Source organism: Helicobacter suis HS1 (assembly GCF_026000295.1).
GTDB classification, from domain to species: Bacteria; Campylobacterota; Campylobacteria; order Campylobacterales; family Helicobacteraceae; genus Helicobacter; species Helicobacter suis.
In genome coordinates this window covers 1659362-1681858 of sequence record NZ_AP026769.1, presented here as the reverse complement: position 1 = coordinate 1681858, position 22497 = coordinate 1659362, and the positions used below count along the sequence as shown (strand labels likewise).

Annotated in this window: 20 protein-coding genes, 1 rRNA gene and 4 pseudogenes; 18 read left to right on the top strand and 7 right to left on the bottom strand. The window is 40.6% G+C overall.

All coding sequences use genetic code 11. From position 1 onward, the window contains the following. Positions 1-16: 16 nt before the first annotated feature. Genes OO773_RS09370 through tig form a run of 4 tightly spaced genes read right to left on the bottom strand, consistent with a single transcriptional unit; the run spans position 17 to position 3958 of the window. Positions 17-1543 (bottom strand): YifB family Mg chelatase-like AAA ATPase, encoded by a 1527-nt coding sequence (locus OO773_RS09370; RefSeq protein WP_034375284.1) that lies wholly within the window; start codon positions 1541-1543, stop codon positions 17-19. Further along, positions 1543-2058 carry a peptide deformylase gene (gene def, locus OO773_RS09365; RefSeq protein ID WP_034375286.1) on the bottom strand — a complete coding sequence of 172 codons (516 nt, stop codon included), beginning with the start codon at positions 2056-2058 and terminating at the stop codon, positions 1543-1545. The genes OO773_RS09370 and def overlap by 1 nt, the downstream gene beginning before the upstream one ends. Beyond that, positions 2058-2651, bottom strand: a complete 594-nt coding sequence (clpP, locus tag OO773_RS09360) for an ATP-dependent Clp endopeptidase proteolytic subunit ClpP (RefSeq protein WP_006564378.1) — start codon at positions 2649-2651, stop codon at positions 2058-2060. The genes def and clpP overlap by 1 nt, the downstream gene beginning before the upstream one ends. 2 nt (positions 2652-2653) lie before the next feature. Beyond that, complete coding sequence (gene tig, locus OO773_RS09355; protein ID WP_006564379.1) at positions 2654-3958, bottom strand: trigger factor; 1305 nt, start codon at positions 3956-3958, stop codon at positions 2654-2656. 96 nt (positions 3959-4054) lie between these two features. Between tig and fliI the strand changes: the two genes are divergently transcribed. The 14 genes and pseudogenes from fliI (at position 4055) to fliY (ending at position 17519) form a co-directional block, all read left to right on the top strand. After that, the gene (gene fliI, locus OO773_RS09350; RefSeq protein ID WP_006564380.1) at positions 4055-5359 is read left to right on the top strand and encodes a flagellar protein export ATPase FliI; all 1305 of its coding nucleotides are present in this window, start codon (positions 4055-4057) and stop codon (positions 5357-5359) included. A gap of 133 nt (positions 5360-5492) precedes the next feature. Next, on the top strand, positions 5493-6674 hold the full coding sequence (locus OO773_RS09345; protein ID WP_006564381.1) for a NifS family cysteine desulfurase: 1182 nt from the start codon (positions 5493-5495) through the stop codon (positions 6672-6674). A gap of 9 nt (positions 6675-6683) precedes the next feature. Then, positions 6684-7664, top strand: coding sequence for an iron-sulfur cluster assembly scaffold protein NifU (locus OO773_RS09340; protein ID WP_006564382.1), 981 nt, complete (start codon positions 6684-6686; stop codon positions 7662-7664). An 81-nt stretch (positions 7665-7745) separates the two neighbouring features. Continuing rightward, complete coding sequence (locus OO773_RS09335; RefSeq protein ID WP_006564383.1) at positions 7746-8549, top strand: HpaA family protein; 804 nt, start codon at positions 7746-7748, stop codon at positions 8547-8549. Between the two features lie 112 nt (positions 8550-8661). Next, positions 8662-10302 carry a methyl-accepting chemotaxis protein gene (locus tag OO773_RS09330; protein WP_040499185.1) on the top strand — a complete coding sequence of 547 codons (1641 nt, stop codon included), beginning with the start codon at positions 8662-8664 and terminating at the stop codon, positions 10300-10302. 57 nt (positions 10303-10359) lie between these two features. Continuing rightward, a complete protein-coding gene (aroQ, locus tag OO773_RS09325) occupies positions 10360-10851 on the top strand; it encodes a type II 3-dehydroquinate dehydratase (RefSeq protein WP_006564384.1) in 492 nt (163 codons plus the stop codon). Next, the gene (locus OO773_RS09320) at positions 10848-11867 is read left to right on the top strand and encodes an aminopeptidase P family protein (protein ID WP_006564385.1); all 1020 of its coding nucleotides are present in this window, start codon (positions 10848-10850) and stop codon (positions 11865-11867) included. Before aroQ ends, OO773_RS09320 begins: the two co-directional genes overlap by 4 nt. 7 nt (positions 11868-11874) lie before the next feature. After that, entirely contained in the window at positions 11875-12357 is a 483-nt protein-coding gene (gene folK, locus OO773_RS09315) for a 2-amino-4-hydroxy-6-hydroxymethyldihydropteridine diphosphokinase (protein ID WP_006564386.1), read from the top strand. Then, positions 12354-13685 (top strand): annotated as a pseudogene (locus OO773_RS10170) (flagellar biosynthesis protein FlhF). Before folK ends, OO773_RS10170 begins: the two are co-directional and overlap by 4 nt. Beyond that, positions 13682-14553: pseudogene (locus OO773_RS10165) on the top strand (P-loop NTPase). Before OO773_RS10170 ends, OO773_RS10165 begins: the two co-directional pseudogenes overlap by 4 nt. 8 nt (positions 14554-14561) lie before the next feature. Continuing rightward, positions 14562-14873: a hypothetical protein gene (locus OO773_RS09275; RefSeq protein ID WP_006564389.1), complete on the top strand. Its 312-nt coding sequence runs from the start codon at positions 14562-14564 to the stop codon at positions 14871-14873. 3 nt (positions 14874-14876) lie between these two features. After that, complete coding sequence (locus tag OO773_RS09270) at positions 14877-15587, top strand: RNA polymerase sigma factor FliA (protein ID WP_006564390.1); 711 nt, start codon at positions 14877-14879, stop codon at positions 15585-15587. After that, the gene (gene fliM, locus OO773_RS09265; RefSeq protein WP_006564391.1) at positions 15580-16641 is read left to right on the top strand and encodes a flagellar motor switch protein FliM; all 1062 of its coding nucleotides are present in this window, start codon (positions 15580-15582) and stop codon (positions 16639-16641) included. Before OO773_RS09270 ends, fliM begins: the two co-directional genes overlap by 8 nt. After that, entirely contained in the window at positions 16638-17519 is an 882-nt protein-coding gene (gene fliY, locus OO773_RS09260; RefSeq protein ID WP_006564392.1) for a flagellar motor switch protein FliY, read from the top strand. Before fliM ends, fliY begins: the two co-directional genes overlap by 4 nt. A gap of 408 nt (positions 17520-17927) precedes the next feature. On the opposite strand, the gene OO773_RS09255 is transcribed toward fliY, so the two are convergent. After that, entirely contained in the window at positions 17928-19046 is a 1119-nt protein-coding gene (locus OO773_RS09255; RefSeq protein WP_006564393.1) for a glycerate kinase family protein, read from the bottom strand. Positions 19047-19232: 186 nt separating this feature from the next. After that, positions 19233-19344, bottom strand: a pseudogene (locus OO773_RS10160) (BglII/BstYI family type II restriction endonuclease); the annotation flags it as partial. A 235-nt stretch (positions 19345-19579) separates the two neighbouring features. Between OO773_RS10160 and rrf the strand changes: the two are divergent. The 4 genes and pseudogenes from rrf to OO773_RS09235 all read left to right on the top strand — a co-directional run bounded on the left by rrf (position 19580) and on the right by OO773_RS09235 (position 21075). Further along, positions 19580-19695 (top strand): 5S ribosomal RNA (gene rrf, locus OO773_RS09250). Positions 19696-19803: 108 nt separating this feature from the next. Next, positions 19804-20232 carry a GIY-YIG nuclease family protein gene (locus tag OO773_RS09245; RefSeq protein ID WP_264828560.1) on the top strand — a complete coding sequence of 143 codons (429 nt, stop codon included), beginning with the start codon at positions 19804-19806 and terminating at the stop codon, positions 20230-20232. Between the two features lie 27 nt (positions 20233-20259). Beyond that, positions 20260-20509: pseudogene (locus OO773_RS09240) on the top strand (adenine-specific methyltransferase EcoRI family protein); the annotation flags it as partial. A gap of 353 nt (positions 20510-20862) precedes the next feature. Beyond that, a complete protein-coding gene (locus OO773_RS09235; RefSeq protein WP_034377062.1) occupies positions 20863-21075 on the top strand; it encodes a hypothetical protein in 213 nt (70 codons plus the stop codon). Between the two features lie 231 nt (positions 21076-21306). On the opposite strand, the gene dnaJ is transcribed toward OO773_RS09235, so the two are convergent. Continuing rightward, the gene (gene dnaJ / locus OO773_RS09230) at positions 21307-22440 is read right to left on the bottom strand and encodes a molecular chaperone DnaJ (protein WP_006564048.1); all 1134 of its coding nucleotides are present in this window, start codon (positions 22438-22440) and stop codon (positions 21307-21309) included. Between the last annotated feature and the right edge of the window lie 57 nt (positions 22441-22497).

Here is a 22497-nt window from a genome sequence, read left to right as displayed (position 1 = left end):
GCCTTCCTCCATAAGTTTAAGCCACTTTTCTAAAATGCAACGCTTTTAACACATGTTCTTTTTCTATTATCTCGCTTCTTTGTAAATCGGCAATGGTGCGCGCTATTTTCTTGCTTTTATGCACGGCTCTTTCTGAAAAATTAAAGCGCAAGATTGCTTGATCTAGTAGGTGTTGTGCTTCCTGTGTTAATAAACAAAATTCCTCAATTTGACTCTCTTGGAGTTTTCCATTCAGTTCACTTTGCCCCCGTATCTTTTGCATTTTAAAGGCTTCTAGCATTTGTTGGTGCAACGCTTCTGAACTCACTCTACTTTTAACATCTTCTCTTGAACTAGCCATTTGCACAAATAAATCAATGCGATCTAAAAAAGGTTCACTCAAGCGGTTTTTATAGGCAATAATTTCTCTTTCTTGGCAACGGCATACTTTATTCTTATCCATTAAATTCCCACAAGGGCAAGGATTCATCGCCCCTATAAATAAAAATGAGGTGTTGTATTCAATTTTACTATGCACCCTAGAGATCACTAGTTTATTATTCTCCATTGGCTCGCGCAAAGACTCTAAAACATCTCTTTTAAAATGGGGGAGTTCATCAAAAAATAAAATGCCATTATGGGCTAGGGCAATTTCACCGGGTCTTGGCAAACTAGCATTTGTAGAACCTAAAATACTAGCTTTGGAGGCGCTTTGGTGGGGGTTTCTAAAACTTCTAAGCGGGCTATAAGCGCTATCTTGGTGGCTTAAAATGCGCAACTTAACCCCCTCAATCATTTCAGAAAGAGTAGAAGGGGGCAGAATATAGCGCATGCGCTTGGCTACCATGCTTTTACCACAGCCCGGACTACCCTCAAAAATAATATTATGCATTCCAGAGGCAGCAATAAGAGCGGCCTCTTTAGCTAGCTCTTGTCCTTTTACATCTTTAAAATCTAGCGCAAAATCGCGCATATAGTAGTAGCGTTGCCCTTGAAGTTCTAAAGATTCAAAGGCTAATTGGGTTTTTTGGGGCGTAGCGGGGGTATTATATAAAATAGTCTCTAAAGCCTCTTGGAGATTTTCTACATAATGGAAGTGTAAATTAGGGATCAGAGCAAAAAGTTCTTCACCTAATTTAGGCACGATTACATGGGCATGGGGTTCTTTAATGGCGATGTCTAAGAGCATGGGAAAAATAGCTTGGTTGTATTTAACACGGCCATCTAAACCCAATTCCCCAAAGGCAAACCATTTTCCCTCTAATGATCTTTTTTGTAAAGCCACAAGTAAAGCCATAGGCAGATCAAAATGACTCCCACTTTTGGGTAAATCTGCTGGGGAGAGATTGATTGTGATTTTAAGAGGGGGGAAGCTAAAGCCGTTATTTTGGAGAGCAGATTGTACCCTTTGTTTAGATTCTTGAATCGCGCTATTGGGCAAACCTGAAATGACAAAGGCCGGAAGAGCTCTAGTAAATGTCGCCTCAACTTCTACGATTTGGGCTAGTGTAGCCTGCATGGTGGCACAGTAAAGAGTGTTAACCGTGCTAGCAGGGGGCGGCATTATGCGCTTTTGGAGTTTTTTCTAAACTCCTTTTCAAATTTTTTACGTTTTAGCATAGAGAGTCTATCCACAAATAAAATTCCATTGAGATGATCTATTTCATGCTGGATAGCCACACTTAATAGATCGCTAGCTTGGAGTTCTTGGGGGTCTCCATACCGATCACAATAGGCTAGTTTAACACGGGCAAAACGCTGGATTTCCTCATAAAATTCCGGTACAGATAAACACCCCTCTCTCCAAAGAATTTGGCCTTCTGCGTGTAATAAAGTAGGATTGATAATTTCTAAACAATCCTCTGGATATTGCTGTTCATCTTGGCGGGGTAAATTAATAATTAAAATGCGCTTTGCAACCCCCACTTGGATAGCAGCCAAACCAATGCCCTTATTAGCTAACATAGTTTCTTGCATGTCCTCTAAAAGGGTGTGTAAAGCCGTGTCAAACACCTCAACCTCTGTAGATAAACCCCGTAACCGCTTATCCGGATAATGCACAAGATCCAAAATAGCCATTATGTCTGCTTAGTGCTTTTGCTTAAAACCGCATCTACAAGCCCGTATTCTTTAGCATCTTCTGCACTCATGAAAAAATCCCGATCGCTATCTTGTTCAATTTTTTCAAGAGTTTGGCCGGTGTTTTCTGCCATGATCTGATTGAGGGTATTTTTTAGGCGCAAAATTTCTTTAGTGTAAATGGCGATATTGGTGGCTTGGCCTTCTGTGCCCCCTAGGGGTTGGTGGATCATGATACGCGCATGGGGCAAAGAAAAGCGTTTGCCCTTAGTACCACAACTGAGTAAAAAAGCCCCCATAGAGGCAGCTTGACCGATACAAATCGTGCAAATATCTGGGTGGATATAATTCATGGTGTCATAAATGCTTAAACCACTAGTAACAGAACCCCCGGGGGAGTTGATGTAAAGATTAATATCTTTTTCAGGGTCCTCAGCTTCTAAAAAAAGCAACTGGGCTACGATAGTGGAGGCCACCGCGTCGTTAATCTCGCCGCTTAATAACACAATGCGATCTTTTAAAAGACGGGAATAAATATCATAACTGCGTTCACCGCGTCCTGTTTTTTCAATAACATAGGGAATATAATTCATGCCTAACTTTCTTTAGGGAGTTGTTTATCTAACAAAAAGGTCAACACGCGATCCTCAATCATCGCCATTTTAACCGCTGGGAGCATGTTATTTTTTCGGTAAAACTCTAAAACCTGTTGGGGATTTTGATTAGTCATCATGGCCTCATAATAGATCGTTTGGAAGACCTCATTATCGCCAACTTGAATCTTTTCTTGTTTAGCCAGAGCATCTACAATAAAAGTTACTTTAACACTGCGTCTGGCCTGTTGGCGAAAGCTTTCTCGTTTTTCCTGTAATTTTTGAGAATCCTCTTGCAACTCTTTAACCTGCTCAGTAGACATGCCCTCTAAAGCCTGATTTAAAGCTAAATCCATTTCTTGCTCTACAATGGTTTGTGGTAGATCAAAAGAGAGCGACTCATCAAGTTTATCAATCAAAGTTTCCTTGAGTTGTTGGTTATAGAGTTTTGTTTTTGCCTCTAGGAATAATTGATCTTTAATGCGCTGTTTGAGTAGCTCTAAAGTAGGTTCTTTTTCTTGATTTAAAACCGCTTTGATAAACGCATCATCAATTTCTGGGATTTTCCTAAGCTGGATTTTATGCAACTTAACATGAAAAGAAACTTCTTTTCCAGCTAGATTAGTGTTAGCATAATCGCTAGGAAAAGTTACAGAAAAGTACTTTTCATCGCCTGCTTTCATGCCCACTAGTTGCTCTTCAAAACTAGGTAGTAAGCGGTTTTCACCCACAATAAGGGCAAAATTTTGCGCGCGGTTGCCCTCAAAGGGTTGGTTATCTAATAGCCCTTCAAAATCAAAGATCACCCCATCGCCTAGCGCTACAGCTTTTTCTGCTGGCGCGTCTGAAAAGCTAGCCCTTTGCTTTGCTAAAATTTCTAGGCGCTCCTCAACCGCACTTTCTTGGATTGCATCTAAAGAAAAACTAGGGACACATTCAAGTACAGCACTTAGATCAATTTGGGGTCTAAGACCGATCTCAATTTCAATATCAAAATACCCTTCCTGTTTATCAAACTTGCTCACAGACGGGTTACCAATTATATCTTGATTGGTGATCTCAAGGGCCTTAGCACCCTCTTTTAAAATCGCATCTAATATTTCCTTTTGACTCTCCTGTTGAATATGCCCATGATAGCGCTGTTTGATGATGTCTAAAGGTACTTTGCCTCTTCTAAACCCATCTAGCTTGGTGTTTTTTGCGATCTTTTGGGCAATGCTTTGGGATTTTTTCTCAAAGTCTTGTACTAAAGGCTTAGCATACACGCGTGCATTGGCGCTATCTAGCCTTTTGGTTTTTAAATCCATACAAACTCCCTATATCCATTTTTTAAAGTATAATTAGGCGCTTATTTTACCTAAGTGTGGGTTAATCCAAATTTAAAGAAAGCAGGTGTTTTTAGAGTGTCTTTAGAAATTTTAAGGGCGCAATTACAACACAAGCGCGATCTCTCTCCGCGTTATGGGGTGGTGGTTAAAATCTTGCCTAATATGGTCTTTGTAAGCGGATTTTTACCCTCTCTTGGGGATATGGTACAAGTAGAGCGCGCAGATGGGGGGGAGTGTTTGGGTATGGTGGTTGTAGTGGAAAAAACCCAATTTGGGTTTACGCCTTTTTCCTTTGTGGAGGGGTGCAAAGTAGGCGATCGCGTACTATTTGTCAAAGAGGGTTTGAGTTTTCCAGTAGGTCAGGGGCTTTTAGGGCGCGTATTAGATCCTTTGGGTAATCCCTTAGATAAACTAGGATTTGTACGCGCTAGTGGCTTTGCTCCTGTAATGCTAGCTCCTATTAAACCCCTAGATCGCGCTATCATTGATGAACCCTTTAGCGTGGGGGTTAAAAGCATAGATGGCCTGCTTACCTGTGGCAAGGGGCAAAAAATGGGTATTTTTGCAGGTAGCGGGGTGGGTAAATCCACTTTAATGGGCATGGTGGTGCGGGGTTGTAGCGCAAGTATTAAAGTGATTGCTCTTATTGGAGAGCGGGGGCGAGAAATCCCGGAGTTTATCCATAAAAATTTACAGGGCAATTTAGAAAACACCGTGCTGATAGTAGCAACCAGTGATGATGCACCTTTAATGCGTAAATACGGGGCCTTTTGTGCGATGAGTGTAGCAGAGTATTTTAAAAATCAAGGACATGATGTACTCTTTATGATGGATTCTGTAACGCGCTTTGCTATGGCACAAAGAGAAATCGGGTTAGCTTTAGGCGAACCGCCCACCAGCAAGGGTTATCCCCCCTCTGCCCTCACGCTTTTACCCCAGCTAATGGAGAGAGCAGGCAAGGAGCAAAATAAAGGGAGTATCACCGCCTTTTTTACGGTGCTTGTAGAAGGCGATGATCTTTCTGACCCAATCGCTGATCAATCTAGAAGTATTTTAGATGGGCACATTGTTTTAAGCCGCGAACTCACCGATCACGGGATTTATCCGCCTATTAATATTTTGCACTCCGCCTCTAGGGTGAGTAAAGAGGTGAGTAGCCACGATCACATGCTAGCAGCGCGCAAATTCCGCAAACTCTACGCGCTTTTAAAAGAAAACGAAGTTTTGATTCGCATTGGATCGTATCAAAGGGGTTTTGATCCAGATTTAGACGAGGCGATGGATAAAAAGGCCAAAATGGACGCTTTTTTAGCCCAAGAGGAAGAGGAAGTTGTGCCAAGTAGCCAAAGTATCCAAGAACTCCAAGAAATCATGCAATAATTTTAATAGTTATTCTCATAAACTACATATATTTAGGAAAAATAAAGGATAGCCTAGTATTATCCTCTGACCATGAGAATTATACCCTTTAGTTTTTCCCTCATTTCCTATATTTCTTACCTAAGGACTTTGTATGCAAAATCATAACCGCATTTATCTGGACAATAACGCCACCACCCGAGTCGATCCTCTGGTGCAAGAGCTCATGATTCCTTATTTTTCTGAGCATTATGGAAACCCTAATTCTTTGCATAAATTTGGCACAGAAACCCACCCTGAGATCACAAAAGCCCTAGAAAAACTCTATCAAGGCATTAACGCACATGATGAGGACGACATCATTGTTACCTCTTGTGCTACTGAGAGTAACAACTGGGTTTTAAAATCTGTGTATTTTGATATTTATCTGAAACAGGGCAAGGATCACATCATCACTACAGAAGTAGAACACCCCGCCGTACGCGCCACTTGCGAATTTTTAGAAAGCTTAGGCATGCGTGTAACTTATTTGCCTATCAACGCACAAGGTACTATTTCAGCAAAACAAGTAGAGGAAGCTATTACAGATAAAACCGCCCTTGTAAGCGTGATGTGGGCTAATAATGAAACTGGTTTGATTTTTCCTATTGAGGCAATCGGGCAAATCTGTAAACAAAGAGGCGTACTATTCCATAGCGATGCGGTACAGGCCATTGGCAAAATCCCGGTAGATGTGCAAAAGGCACAAGTGGATTTTCTCTCTTTTTCAGCGCATAAATTCCATGGGCCCAAAGGCATAGGAGGCCTTTATATTAGATCAGGTGTGGAGATCACCCCGCTTTTACACGGGGGCGAGCATATGCGCGGGCGGCGTAGTGGGACGCTTAATGTACCCTACATTATCGGAATGGGTGAGGCTATGTACTTAGCTTATGAAAATTTAGATTATGAAAGAGAAGTTGTAGGGCAACTGCGCGATCGCTTAGAAGATGCGCTTTTACAGATTAAAGATGTGTTTGTGATTGGCGATCGCATAGAGCGCGTGCCTAACACAACACTTATTAGCGTACGCGGGATTGAGGGCGAGGCGATGCTTTGGGATTTAAACCGCGCCGGCATTGCAGCCTCTACAGGTAGTGCATGTGCAAGTGAGGATTTAAGGGCTAATCCGGTCATGGTAGCCATTGGAGCAGATGTAGAATTAGCCCATACAGCCATTCGCTTTTCACTCAGCCGTTTTAACACACCTGAGGAGATCGAGCGCACCATTGAGGTTTTCCAAAAGGCTGTGAAGCGATTACGCAACATTTCTAGCTCTTATAGCTATAGCAAATAAAGGATTAACATGGCAAAAAACAATCTATTAGGTGGGGCTTTATGGGATGCTTATTCTAAAGAGGTGAGTCGCCGCATGGATAATCCCACACATTTAGGGGTACTCACAGAAGAAGACGCAAAAGCCAGAGGGGCTAAACTCATTGTGGCAGACTATGGGGCTGAGTCTTGTGGAGATGCTGTAAGGCTTTATTGGCTGATTGATCCTAAGACAGATACCATTATTGATGCCAAATTTAAAAGCTTTGGGTGTGGTACGGCCATCGCTAGTTCGGATATGATGGTTGAGCTTTGCTTAGGCAAAAGGGTACAAGACGCGGTTAAGATCACTAATTTAGATGTAGAAAAAGGGCTTAGAGACCACCCCGATGTCCCTGCTGTGCCCGGGCAAAAAATGCACTGCTCAGTCATGGCTTATGATGTGATCAAACAAGCAGCCGGGCAATATTTAGGCAAAAATCCGGAGGATTTTGAAGATGAAATTATTGTGTGTGAATGTGCGCGGGTGAGTCTTGGCACGATTAAAGAGGTGATTCGCCTCAATGATTTAAAAAGTGTAGAGGAGATTACAAATTACACTAAAGCCGGGGGATTTTGTAAAAGTTGTGTACAACCCGGGGGGCATGAAAAACGAGAATATTATTTGGTAGATATTTTAAGAGATGTACGCGCAGAAATGGAGGCAGAAAAACGCAAAGAAGTAGCGCAAAAATCTTTAGAAGGCGATTTAGCCTTCCAAGAAATGACTATGGTACAAAAAGTTAAAGCCATTGATAAAACCATTGACGCCCATGTCCGCCCAATGCTTATGATGGACGGGGGTAATTTAGAGATTTTAGACATCAAAGAGGGCGGGGGATTTGTAGATGTTTATATCCGCTACATGGGGGCTTGCGATGGGTGTGCGAGTGCGGCAAGTGGGACACTCTTTGCCATTGAAGGGGTACTCCAAGATCAGCTAGATGAGCATATCCGCGTTTTGCCTATTTAAGGGGTAAAAAAGATATAGTTTTAGCTTTTGTACTGTATAATGGGGGGTTTTTACATCATTTTTATTATTTTTGGAGGATTTATGCAACGGATATACCAAAGGGTTTTGTTGGCAGGTTTAGCAGGCGCGCTTTTTTCGGGCTGTGCGATGGATACGGCTAATTCTAGTAGCCCTGCTAAAAACCAGAATAAAAGCCAAAATAAAAGCCAGAATCAAAATAAGGCGACAAATCCAAAAACTGCGGGTAGTACTTTATTAGATTTTTCCTACCCTATTGAAATTGCACAAGAGCCTTTAACACACCACACCGTGGGCGTTTTATTTCCCCATATACAAGTAACTGATAATCTTAAGCCCTACATTAACCGGTTTGAGAATGCCTTAGCTAATCAAATCAAAGAGATTTTCCAAAAAAGAGGGTATCAAGTGGAGACTTTGTCTAATAGGGATGCGCTTACACCTGAGTTAAAACATAAAATGTGGTCTGTTGCAGATGTGGGAGGTTGGATAGGGATTTTAGAAGATGTTAAAATGGATGTGGATAATCCTGAGAAAACAGATACAGATACGATGGTAGATCAAAGCTCAGGTGCGGTGTGGCTTAAATTCTTTGAGCCAGAAACAGGGCGGGTTATCCACAATTTTGGGATACAAATAGGTGGTGCGCAGGCTATTTCACACATCTACACTTATCGAACCACCAATTCAGGGGGATTTGCCAGACCTAGTGCTATATCTGAATATGTGCGGGATAAAAGTAATGACGATGCGATTCGCCGGATTCTTAACAGAGTGTATAGAATTGTCATGAAACGCTTAGTAGACGAGCTCACAGATAAAAATATCAACCGGTATAGAAATACCATTGAGCAAATTAAAAAATAAAGTTTAAGGGGAGTTTTCTAGTACATTTAGATGTTCTGGTTAGCTCTTCTGTTCTCATCTTGGAGATATTGAAATATGGAGTCGATACTTTTAAGAGAGGGCGCTATAGCTAATGAATAATCTTAGTATTTCTCAAAAGCTTTTTGGGGGATTTGTAGCTACCATGCTTTTAATGGTTGTGCTTGCTTCTGTGGGCGTGGTTAGAATCGGTATTGTGCGCAATATTCTTACAGAATTAACCGACTATAACGCCGTAAAACAACGCTACGCGATTAACATGCGTGGTAGTGTGCACGATCGAGCCATCGCAATCCGTGATGTGATTTTAGCCCAAGATAGCGCCCATCTTAACCAACAAATCCAACTAATTGACAAACTTAATCAAGTTTACCAACACAATAAAACCAGTTTAGAAGAAATGCTTGCTCGTTTGAGTGCTCATGTCAGTGAACACGAACAACAGCTTGCCAAAGATGTTGATAAGATCGAGGCGGTGATTTTACCCCAAATGCAACAAATCATCGCTTTTAAACGCCAAAATAACGAAAAGGCCGCTACCCAAGTTTTACAAGATCACCTAGCCCATGATTTTACCAAGTGGTTAGCAGCTGTCAATGGATTTATTGACTATGAAGAACATGTAAACCAACAACTCACCCCAAAAGCCGTTGCAATCACCAATCGTTTTAGTTTTCTCATGCTGGCTATGACTTTGATCATGATTGCTATTGGTATGACAATTGCTTTTTTCATCGCCCGCCATATCAAGGCTTCTTTAGGGGCTGAACCTGTGCAGATTAAAGAAGTGATAGCCACCATTGCAAAGGGCGATCTTTCAAAACCCATTACTACTCTATTTAAAGGTAGCGCTTTAGATAGCATTCAAGAGATGCAAACCTCTATTACACATATGATCAAACAAATTAGCCAATCCTCAGATGAAATTTCTCAAAAATCTCTTTCTGTCTCTAATCTCTCCGGTGTTTCTAAAGAAAAAACAACTAAACAGGAAAATATGGCCTCAGAACTCATGATCTCCATGCAGGAAGTGCAAAAAAGTATTCAGGAAATACAAACCATTGTAGGGCAAACGGAAGCTAATTCTTTACAAAGCGTGGATTTGAGCGAAAAGGGTAAAAAGTCTATTGAGGATATGGCCTCTGGCATGGAAGGCATTAGAGAAGGAGCGGCTTTATCGGCTAATCAAATCCAGTCGCTCAATGAGCATGCTAAAACGATTGGGAATAGTGCTGAACTCATTCAAGGAATTGCCGATCAAACTAATTTACTTGCGCTTAATGCAGCTATTGAAGCAGCTAGAGCGGGCGAACACGGGCAGGGCTTTGCAGTGGTGGCTGATGAAATCCGCAAATTAGCCGAACACACGGGTCAGGCCACCCAAGAGATTAACCACATTATCCAGTTGATCCAAGAGGAGACTAAAAAATCAACAACGAGTATGGAAAGCATGGTTAATACGATCAAAAAAAGCCAAGAATATGTAGACGGTGCGGTCTTAGCTTTACAAACTATCTATGATAAAGCCACCAATTCTTTAGGCAATGTTAAAAATGTCGTGTCATACTCCAAACAACAGCACGATCAAATTAAGCAGATGGCTACAAAAATCCAAGAGATTGCTAGCATGGCTTCAGAGGTTTCTTCTTCTATGGCAAGTAATGCTCAAGAGATTAGTGCTTTAGAGATCACCGCTACAAACTTACAAAAAATCGTGGGCAATTTTACGCTTTAAAACTTGTAGGCATGGGTTTTATGCTATAATCAAAGCCTTATTTTTAAAGGAGTTAGTATGAAAATCTTAGTGATCCAAGGCCCTAATTTAAACATGCTAGGACATAGAGACCCTAGACTTTATGGGCCTGTAACTTTGGAGCAAATCCATGAAAAAATGGAGGACTTTGCCAAACAAAATGATCTGGAATTGGAGTTTTTCCAAAGCAATTTTGAGGGCGAAATCATTGATAAAATCCAAGAATGTGTGGGGAGTGATTGCGATGGGATTATTATCAATCCCGGGGCGTTCTCCCATACCTCTATTGCCATTGCTGATGCGATCATGTTAGCTGATATGCCCGTTGTTGAGGTACATCTTACTAATATTTTTGCGCGCGAGGATTTCCGTAAAAATACTTATACCGGTGCGGTGAGTGCAGGGGTGGTTACTGGTTTTGGGGCTTTTGGCTACCATGTGGCTATGATTGCGATGATGCAAATTTTTGCTGAAATTAAAGCAATTAAAGAGAGTCAGGCTAACCAGCAATCTATTGAAGCTAAGGGGTGATTTTGGCGCATTTCACCACCGATGAAAATGCCCAATACTTTGCCTGCGGTTATAGTTGTGATCATGGAATTTTTTTGCAATTGCAAGATCGAGCGTTTTTTATCACCGATGCGCGCTACACTTTAGAGGCACGCCAAAATATCTGCAACGCTGAGGTAATAGAAGCTACAGATTTATGGGGTGAAATGCTTAATTTATCTAAGGGGATCAAAGAATTATACTTTGATTCAAATCAAATTAGCTTGCAGGTTTATCAGCGCCTAGAGGCTAATTTGACCGCTACTAAACTCATCGCTGAGCCGGATTATCATAGAAAACAACGCATTATTAAAAACCCAGATGAAATTGCCCTTATCAAACGCTCCCAAGAACTCAACAAAGAGGCCTTTGATCACTTTGCACATTTTTTACAAGATAAAACAGAATGTACAGAACGCTTTTTACAATTCAAAGTCAAGGAGTTTTTAACCCGTATAGGGGAGTTTGATTTAAGTTTTGAGCCCATTGTTGCGATTAATGCCAATGCAGCCAAACCCCATGCATTGCCTAGTTTAGATCCATTAGGGCATGGGGATTTGCTCTTAGTAGACATGGGGATTAAATATAAGCGCTATTGTTCTGATTGCACCCGTAGCGCTTTTTTTGCCCATGATTTTGGTTTTCATAAAGAGCAGTCCTTTAAAGATAAGGAATTACAAAAGATTTATGACATCGTACGCAAAGCACAAGAAAGCACCATTGAACGCGCAAGAGTGGGCATGACAGGTAAAGAAATTGATGCAATAGCTAGGGGTGTGATTGAAAAGGCAGGTTATGGGAAATTCTTTTCTCATAGCACAGGGCATGGCATTGGTTTAGATATTCATGAATTGCCCTTTATCTCTGCTAGGAGTGAAACCATTATTGAGGAGGGCATGGTTTTTTCTATTGAGCCGGGTATTTATATCCCCGGTCAGTACGGCGTGCGGATTGAGGATCTAGTGGTGATGCAGCATGCAAGGGCTGTAATTCTTTAATGGAGCGATGCGCACCGTGGTGTACTCTGCTTTTTTTCCCAGAAAATGCCAACGCACAGAACGCTTAAAAAATATCGTGGTACTAGGGATTGGGAGCAATATGGGCAACTCCCTAAAAATTTTTGAATCGCTATGGCGTTATTTTGCTAAACACAAGGCTTTTTCTTGTTTGCACTCCTCCCCGCTCTATCTTAACCCGCCCTTTGGCTATATAAACCAGCGGGATTTTTATAACGCAACCCTCTCTTTTAGAACTAAATGGGGGGTTAGTCAACTCTTTGGGCTTATCTTTTATTTAGAGCGCCGTTGGGGCAGATTACGACAAAGGGCTTTTAAAAATGCACCCAGAACCCTAGATATTGATCTCATTTTTTATAATGATTTGATCTATAAACAGTCCTATCTTACTCTCCCCCATCCAGAGTGGGCGCATAGAGAATCTGTACTCATTCCTTTAATTTTACAACGCCTAGCATGGAAAGAGATATGAAACTCTATACCTATAGCGGGGAAACCACAGCAGAGGCGCTTAAACTTGCCCAGAGTGAGCATGGCCATAATGCCTTAGTGGTAAAGGCTAAAGAGATCCGCAAAAAAACCCTAACCCAGCCCGGACTTTATGAGGTGGTGGTGGCAGTGGATCAAGAAGCGCCTAAAAATAACAATGTACAACAAAGATTAGAAAATATCCGCCAACCCACTAAAGAAGATGCGCAAGATAGCGTTGCGGTTGAACTTTCAGAGACCATTAAAGAGATGCGCAAATTAGCCGGAGTAGAAAAAGAGAACTCCCAAGAAAAACAAGATACTTTAAATGCCTCTGAAGGGTTAGCAAAAATCGCACAAGCGAGTTTATTAGACGCTAAAAAGCGTTTAGAAGAAAACCCTAAAAAGCAAGATGAGGCGTTACACTCTATCAAGGGCGAACTTAATAAAATCAACGATAATTTAAAACTTATTCAAAACATGGTTTGGAGTGAGGAAAAAGAACAAAATTTTATCATTCCCCATGAGTTTGCTGAAATCTACCGTTTGGCTAAAGTAAGTGGCATGGCTAAAGTGCATTTAGATGAGATCATGCGCCTTAGTTTAGAGCTTATGCCGGTTAAAATGCGGGAAAACTCTGTTACGGTGAAGCGCTATTTTAGAGAAGTGTTGCGTAAGATGATTTATTGCCGCCATGAGGGCTTATTGGGAGCAATATGGGCAACTCCCTAAAAATTTTTGAATCGCTATGGCGTTATTTTGCTAAACACAAGGCTTTTTCTTGTTTGCACTCCTCCCCGCTCTATCTTAACCCGCCCTTTGGCGATTTTGACTAGCGGGATTTTTATAACTGGAGCGGTTGAACAACTCGTGTGGTATGCTAAAAAGATGAAAATTAGCATTGAAACGGTTATGGATACCCAAGATTTTGATAGAGAAATGCAGGCTTTAGAATGCACCCAGAACCCTAGATATTGATCTCATTTTTTATAATGATTTGATCTATAAACAGCCCTATCTTACTCTCCCCCATCCAGAGTGGGCGCATAGAGAATCTATACTCATTCCTTTAATTTTACAACGCCTAGCATGGAAAGAGATATGAAACTCTATACCTATAGCGGGGAAACCACAGCAGAGGCGCTTAAACTTGCATTAGATGAAAGTCGTGGGTTTGGGAATTTATTCTCTTTGGTCTATGAAAGTAAAAAACCCATTAGCTATCTTTCCATTGGGCAGGAAGTGCCGATGGATTTACTCGTAGCTAGTAACGATTATTTGGTAGATTGCATGCTAGATGGATTTATCCATCCGGGTAGGGTGAAAGCATGAAACAAAATCAAGCGAGTGGTCTAGAACACATCATGGAACCGCAAAGTATTTTTAACAAACGGGGCAAGACTAAATTTGTAGCCATCACTAGTGGCAAGGGGGGGGTGGGTAAGTCCACAATTAGCGCTAATTTAGCCTACAGTTTATTTAAAGCTGGTTATAAAGTAGGGGTTTTAGATGCTGATATTGGTCTGGCCAATTTAGATATTATTTTTGGCATTAAAACCACTAAAAATATTTTACACGCCTTGCGTGGTGAGGCGCATTTTAGCGAAGTAGTTTATCCTATTGAAGAATGAGTTTGCTGAAATCTACCGTTTGGCTAAAGTAAGTGGCATGGCTAAAGTGCATTTAGATGAGATCATGCGCCTTAGTTTAGAGCTTATGCCGGTTAAAATGCGGGAATATGATCATTGATACAGGGGCAGGCATTGGGGAGTTTACTCAGGCGTTTTTACGGGCTAGCGATTGTGTGGTTGTGATCACCACTTCGGACCCGGCAGCCATTACAGATGCCTATACCACGATTAAAGTTAATTCTAAAACTAAAGATGATGCATTTGTACTCGTTAATATGGTTGATTCAGCTGAGAAGGGTTTACAAATTTTTGGCGGTATCCAAAGGGTGGCTAAGGAAAATATCCCTAACATGACTTTAAATTACTTGGGCTATATCCAAAATAACAATGCCGTCAAACGATCCATTAAAGATCGCAAACTACTTTGTAAAAGCGAACCCTTTAACGCATTTTCCTTTTCTATGAACCAAATCGTCAAGATTTTAACAATGAAAATAGAACAAGGCGTACTAGAAACCCCTAAGGATAATTTCATTGGGTTTTTCAAGCGTCTATTGCGGTACTTGTGAGGTGTAGCATGAAATTAGAAAACTTTGTAAATTTTTCCATTGTGGGGGGGTTTTTTATCGGTCTGATTTTATCGCTTTTAAAATTTGATCAACCCGAGTATATTTTATTTGGGACTCTTACTTCTACTGTGGGGTTTTATCTCATTATTTTATTTTTTGCCTCTATTTATATGGGGTTTGTCTCTCCGCGTAAAAAACTTTTAAACAAAGCAGATTTAGAGCGTAAATTAGTCTATTTTAATAAAGAATTTGTACAGCGTGAAAGAGAGATTGAAGATCTACTCAACTATGTACGCAACTACGAGTACAATGAGGATTAAGGCGTGGGCGATATCCATAAAAAAAGCGCACCTTACGATGTCCATATCCAAAACTCCCAGAATGAATTAGCCATTCAATATTTACCCGCCGTGCGATCTATGGCATTTCGTCTTAAAGAGCGCTTGCCTAGTTCTGTAGATTTTAACGATCTAGTTTCTGCCGGAACTGAGGAATTAATCAAACTTTCAAGACGCTATGATGTGGCGCTTAATGATTCTTTTTGGGGTTATGCTAAAACACGGGTGAATGGGGCGATGCTTGATTATTTGCGCTCTTTAGATGTGGTGTCGCGCTCCTCGCGTAAACTCATTAAAAATATCGATCATGAAATTTCTAAGTATTATAATGTGCACGGGCAAGAACCCGATGATGCGTATTTGGCTGAGGTTTTAGGGGAGGATATTTCTAAAATCCGCGATGCAAAAGTGGCTTCAGATATTTATGTCCATGTGCCTATAGATGAGCAATTTAATGCGATTGAACAAGACACGATGACTAAAAAATTAGAATTTGAAGAGCTAGTAGAAGCAACCCAGATGATTTTAAAAACGATGTCTGATCGCGAGCAGTTGGTGATCCAGCTGTATTTTTTTGAAGAGCTAAATTTAAGCGAAATTAGAGAAATTTTAGGCATTACAGAATCGCGTATTTCTCAAATCATTAAAGAGGTGATCAAAAAAATCCGTAAATCTCTAGGAGACATGCATGGCTGATATTTTAAGTCAAGAAGAGATCGATGCGCTTTTAGAAGTGGTTGATGAGGGCGATGATGTTAGCACGATTCAAAAACGCGAGATCATTCCTCAAAAGCAAATTACACTTTATGATTTCAAGCGCCCCAATCGGGTTAGTAAAGAACAGTTGCGCTCTTTTAGAAGTATCCATGACAAAATGGCCAGAAGTCTTTCTAGTCAAATTTCAGCCATTATGCGTAGCATTGTAGAGATTCAACTACACAGCGTAGATCAAATGACTTATGGGGAATTTTTAATGAGTTTACCTAGCCCCACTAGTTTTAATGTTTTCTCTATGAAACCAGTAGGGGGCAATGGGGTATTAGAGGTTAACCCTAGTATTGTGTTTCCTATGATTGATAGACTTTTAGGGGGTAAGGGGAGCGCTTATGATCAAATGCGCGAATTTAGCGATATTGAGTTAAACCTCTTAGATACAATTTTAAAACAGGTGATGCAGATTTTAAAAGAAATTTGGAGTCCTGTTACAGAGTTTTACCCAACCATTGATGCTAAAGAATCAAGTGCTAATGTGGTACAAATTGTGGCACAAAATGAGATTGTGATCATGGTGGTTATGGAAATTGTCATCGGGCATAGCCGTGGCATGATGAACTTGTGTTATCCGGTGATTTCTATTGAGGGGATTTTATCTAAAATGGGCAATCGCGATGTGATGCTTACTGAGACGAGTTCTAAAAAGAGCCGTAATAAGGAATTGCAGGCTCTAGTTGGGGGGGCTAGTGTAGATGTAGCGGCCTTTTTAGGGGGCGTACAATTAACTTTGAAGGAGGTTTTAGATTTAGTGGTGGGGGATACGATTCGCTTAAATAAAGTGGCTAATGATGTGGTGGTGGTTAATATTGATAAAAAAGAGCGCTACTTAGCCACTGTGGGGTATAAGGGGTATCGTAAAACTATCCAAATTAAAGAAGTGATTCAAACAGAAAAAGATCGCGTTAAAGAAATCTTAGAAGTGCTAGAAAACCAACGCAAAATCAAAATCGGCAATATTAAGGAGGAAGAAGAATGATTGATGATTTCTTAAAACTCTTTACACAGGAATTTATTTCTACCATTGGCGGTTTACTAGGTAAAGTTCCTGAAGTGGCACTTAAAAGTGAAATTTCTGTTGGGGATTTTATCTTTGTCAATAACGCTTCAATTAATGTTCATATCGCAGATACTAATTTAACCATCACCCTAGCTATCCCCATTCCTATGGCTACAGCTCTAGCAGATTTAATGGTAGGAGGTGAAGGGAAAAGTAAAGAAACCTTAGAACCAGATGATTTAGATGCGATTAAAGAAATTGGCTCTAATGTATTTGGAGCGCTTACAACGGCTTTAAAATCCCAAGAAGTACTACCTAAACTAAGTTTTGAGATAGAGGGGGCGGTTTTTGCCCATGATGCTTCTTTATTAGACCCCTATAGCGATGGATTTGAATTTAGTTTTTCTTTAGATCAGATCCAGTCTAGTTTCTTTATTTTTTGCGGCGGGCTTTTTATTGAAACCTTTAAGAAAAAAGAAGTTATCAAAAATATCTCTAAGCCTATCCAAGGCCCAGCTATGCCAAATATCCCAGTGGTACAGCATAATAACGATCATGTAGATGGCGATCACCCCCTAGAACAGACTGAAATCCGCAATATTAATATGCTTTTAGATATTAAACTCAATGTCAGGGTGCGGATTGGGCAAAAAAAGATGATTTTAAAAGATGTTGTTTCTATGGATATTGGTAGTGTAGTTGAGCTTAACCAAATGGTCAATGATCCTTTAGAAATTTTAGTAGATGATAAGGTGATTGCTAAGGGCGAGGTGGTGATTGTAGATGGCAACTTTGGTATCCAGATTACTGAAATTGGAACGAAAAAAGAACGCCTAGAACAACTTAAAAATAGCTAATCCCTTTTTAATTATTTATCATTTGCGTAGCGGGCGGACAAGTGCTACTATTTTGGTACAACACCCGTACACATCTATATTACGGCAGGGAGTACTAAAAAGTTACCGATTACGCGCTAAAGCCCGCAAGCTTTAGCTAAAGCGATTAAGGCGTGTGCTAAAAGTTTTTGTACTACAATTGTCAGAGTAAGGGCTCAACTCTAAAGAGTAGAGGCTGTGAGACCGCCGCTAGCTAGCTAGCCTATGATGATTCTCTTAATCTGCTAGCTTAACGCGCGGGGAGTATGACCCAGATTATGCGATTTGATCTTAGAGAATGTGTTGGTGGCTTAAATTCTGTAAAATCTATAACTATAGGGGGCACAAAGTGAAAACTAAACCTCCCTACAGGTAACACAGATAGCAAACTTAAATATCTTTAGCATTTGGACGCTTCACTCCAATAAGCCGCACAACATTTTCAGTAGTATTCTGTAAATTAATAGCCCCCTCTTTTAAGGCTTGTTTTAAATCACACACCCCGGGGAGAATCCCAAACATAGCCCGTATTCCATAATCATATAAAGCCTCCGCTCCCTTGCCAATATTGCCCGCAAAAACCACCACAGGTACTTTAGCCCTTTGTGCCACCAACGATACCCCTAAAGCGGTTTTACCAAATAGAGTTTGATAATCAATACTCCCCTCGCCTGTAAAGACAAAATCCGCTCCTTTAATCTTTTCCTCTAATTGTGTGTGCTTGATAATTAGATCAATTCCTTTTTGTAAATGGGCATTTAAAAGCAAAGTCCCCGCTCCAAGCCCACCAGCTGCTCCCGCTCCAGCTACAATTGTTTGTGCATAATGGCTTAAGGCTGTATCTAGCTCTTTAATCATGCTTGCACTAGCCCCCTTTTGTGCCCCAAAGATCATAGAAGCCCCTTGTTCTCCTACCAATTCACAATTCACATCGCAAGCCACCTCAATAGCCACACTTTTAAGCCGGGAATCTAAGGCACTTAAATCAAGGTGATTTAAATTTTTCAGCGCTGCACCGCCTTCTTCTAGCTCTTTGCCCTCTTTGTCTAAAAAGCGCGCCCCCAAAGCTCTTAACATCCCCACGCCCCCGTCATTGCTTGCACTCCCTCCAAGTCCGATTAAAATATGCTTAACTTTTCTATCTAGCGCGTTTTTAATCAGCTCACCTACTCCATAAGAACTTGCTATAAGTGGGTTTCTTTGCTCTCTGTCTACTAAATGAATGCCGCTTGCTTGTGCTATTTCAATCACAGCACTTTTACCTCCCTCTAAAATCCCATAGCTTGCTTGCACTTTGCGCATAAGCGGATCTTTTACCTCTACTAAAACCCTCTCTGCGTCTCTGCTTTCTAATAAGCTTTCTAAAGTCCCCTCACCTCCATCAGCCATAGGCACGCGCACACAAAGCGCCTCAGGCATTGCCCGTTTAATCCCTCTTTGCATGGCCTCAGCCGCTTCTTTAGCACTCATGCTCTCTTTAAAAGAATCGGGGGCTAAAATAAATTTCATGTTTTTCCTTTAATAAAATGATAAGCCAAAACAACAAAAAATGTTCTTATTTATGTTGGCTTAAAGGATAGAAGTGGTCAAGAAACAAAAACTTCGTTTAGACTAAGAAGTAGCAGATAAGCGCGTTATTTAAAAGCTATAGTAGAGGGTAGCCCTTATGGATTTATCTAGAAATAGGTTTTCAAATCAAGGTTCTATGCCCATCAAAATTAAAGGTACAGCTAGCGGTACTGTGCCCTTGTCTATAAAGGTTATAAACTTCGCTCTCAAAGGTGGCAATCCCACTAGATGCGCACACATTACCTTTGGCAGACTGATCTCAATACCCAAAGTTTTAAACAATTTAAGCTTTTGTGTGTGGCAAAGTTACAAAGAAAGTTAAAGTTTGCTTTTATGAAAGCTTAAGAGAGTTTATAAAAGCTTAAGAGAAAGCTATGCTAAAAGCTTTACTACAAGCTATGCTAAGGGGAAGTTTACTCAAAAAAAGCTTCACTTAAGAAAAAGCTACGCTAAGAAAAAGCTACGCTTTTTTCTCCCGTGTCCCTAGTAGAGAGGAAATACCCAGCTCCATCCCGAACCTGGAAGTCAAGCTCTCTAACGCCGATGATACTGCTCTTTGCAAGAGTGGGAAAGTAGGGTGATGCGGGGGATTGTTAAAAAACTAATAGCTATTTATACTCATTAATCTATCAATCTATCAGTGCTTCGTGTGTGTTAAAATGCTAAAGAACTTTTTCTTTAAACCTTTAGGAAGCGCATGAAACAATATCTCTACATAGTCCAATCCAACCTAGAAAAGAGCAAGTGTAAAATAGGTATTACAAATAATTTAGAGAGGCGGCTGAAAGAATATAACCACATCACAGGTAAGTCAAGTGAGCAGACCTATAGCTATCTTTTTACATGTGAGGTTGCTAACATGCGCGTAATTGAGCAAGATATGAAAAACGCGTTTGCACATTTAAGAGAGCAGGTCCCCTCAGAGATTTATTTTTTTAACCCAAGTCTTTTTGAAACCTATGTTAGCTTTATTAGCGCGCATGCACATTTTATCGCTAAGGTTAGTAGCAAGCCACCCAAGCAAAAACAAGAAGTCAAGCCCATCACCACGCCATGTTTTTCCTTTAATAAAATGATAAGCCAAAACAACAAAAAATGTTCTTATTTATGTTGGCTTAAAGGATAGAAGTGGTCAAGAAACAAAAACTTCGTTGAGTTAGCAAACTATCCTTTAAAAATATGGCAAGATAAAGTTGTGTTTTGTAACTGCGATGATGCTATAGGAGAGAGGAGAGACTATACAGATTCATCTGCTTTTGCCCTGTATTTTTTAAGGCATTTCTTTAGATTAAAGCTTAAAAAACTCATTTGCACCCATTATGGTAGCCAACAGGATTTATTTAATGCAGGAGTGAAAGGTTATATTTTCACCAAAGAGGGAGCGCATGAAATAAAGCACACTAAGCTTTTGTGTGTGGCAAAGTTACAAAGAAAGTTAAAGTTTGCTTTTATGAAAGCTTAAGAGAGTTTATAAAAGCTTAAGAGAAAGCTATGCTAAAAGCTTTACTACAAGCTATGCTAAGGGGAAGTTTACTCAAAAAAAGCTTCACTTAAGAAAAAGCTACGCTAAGAAAAAGCTACGCATTTCCTATTTTGCCCACAAAGTAGAGAGGAAAGGGTATACCCGTGTGGATTGGTTTCTTACCCCTAAACGCCAGTTAGTGCGCGCAGCAGGGCATTTTTTACTAATTTTTCCATTAAAAATAGAGTTAATAATGCTAGACTAAAGTTTGTCCCCCTTGAGGAGATTCCTGATGTGTATAAAAGATTTGATGATAGCGGGACTTTACTCGTGGATAATAGCTATATCCCTAACGACTACGATTTACCCTTTGCAGTGTCAACCAATCCTATTTTAAATGGTGTGTTAGAGTGTGGGTTTAAAATTGCAAAACTAACGCAGTATATGCCCTATATTGGAGGCAAGTCAAAGTTTAAACGCATGCTAATCCAAAAAGTAAGCTCATGAAATTTTTCCTAAAAGACTTTTTTAATTCTAGCGCGGTTAGCCTTGTGAGCGTAAATAACAAAACAACACCTAGCAAATCCTAAAAATTAAACGAGGCTAAGGCGCGGGAGTGTAAAGGCAAGAAGTGGTAGAGGGGGAGCGTTTCTCTAGGCATTCAAAAGTTTTCTAGTAAATCTGCGTTCCATAATCATAGGATAGGACATTGCAGAGCCTACCCTGCGCAATCTAGCCCTACGCCTCCTTGCTCTTGGTGAGATCTTGCCACCAGCGTTTGACTTTGCCATAACACACCTCAAAGACATTTTTATATGGTTCGCTTTCATAGCCAAAGCTTTCATGGAGTTTGAGTAAGAGCTCTTTTTGTTTCTCCTCTAGCTTTTTAGGATAGATAATTTTTACCACCGCGATCAAATCGCCATAACGCCCCGTATTCACATCTTTTACCCCCTCGCCTCTAAACACAAACTGCGCGCGATCGCCTGTATTAGGCGGGATTTGTAGCTCTAATTCCTTTTTAAGGGAGGGCACCATAATTTTACTGCCCAGTGGAATAGAGGTAAAAAAAACCGGTACCTCTATATAAATTTGGCTACCATCGCGCACAAAATGCTCATCTTCTCCAACCACCGCCTCCACATACAAATCCCCGCGCATGCCCTTTTTGTATTCATTGCCTTTAGAAGACACGCGGATACGCATTTGTTGATCGATTCCCTCAGGCACATTGATCTCAAAACTCTCTTGGGCTAAGCTAAAGCCCTCCCCCTTACATGCGCTGCATTTTTCTGCCACAATTTCCCCGCTTCCATGGCATCTAGGGCAAGTACTAGAAAGGGTCATAAAACCCTGTTGGATAAAAGTCTGCCCTCTGCCTTTACAACTGCTACAGGTTTCTAATTTGCCCGCCTTAGCCCCACTCCCTTGACAAGTAGAACACAGGGTCTTATAGTCTAGTTTAATAGTTTTTTTACAGCCAAAAACCGCCTCTTTAAAACTAAGTTTTAAGGGCATGCGCAGATCTTTAGGGATTTTGGATTGTTTTTGCCTTGTGGCATTGCCAAAACCAAAGGCGTTACCAAAAATCGAATCCTCCCCAAACAGGTTAGAAAAAATATCTGAGAGATCATTAAATCCCCCCATACCTCTACCCTCTAAGCCTTCTTTGCCATAGCGATCATAAATTTGGCGCTTTTCATCATCGCTAAGTACGCTGTAAGCTTCGCTAATGCGTTTGAATTTTTCCTCTGCCTCTTTATTATCCGGGTTGTAATCAGGGTGGTATTTACGGGCTAGCTGTTTGAAGGCTTTTTTAATGGCCTCCTTACTCGCGCTTCTTTCCACACCCAAAAGTTCGTAATAATCCATCCAAATAACCTCATCTTTTGGTTTAAAAGGGGGTATTTTACCCTAAAAATTTTATTT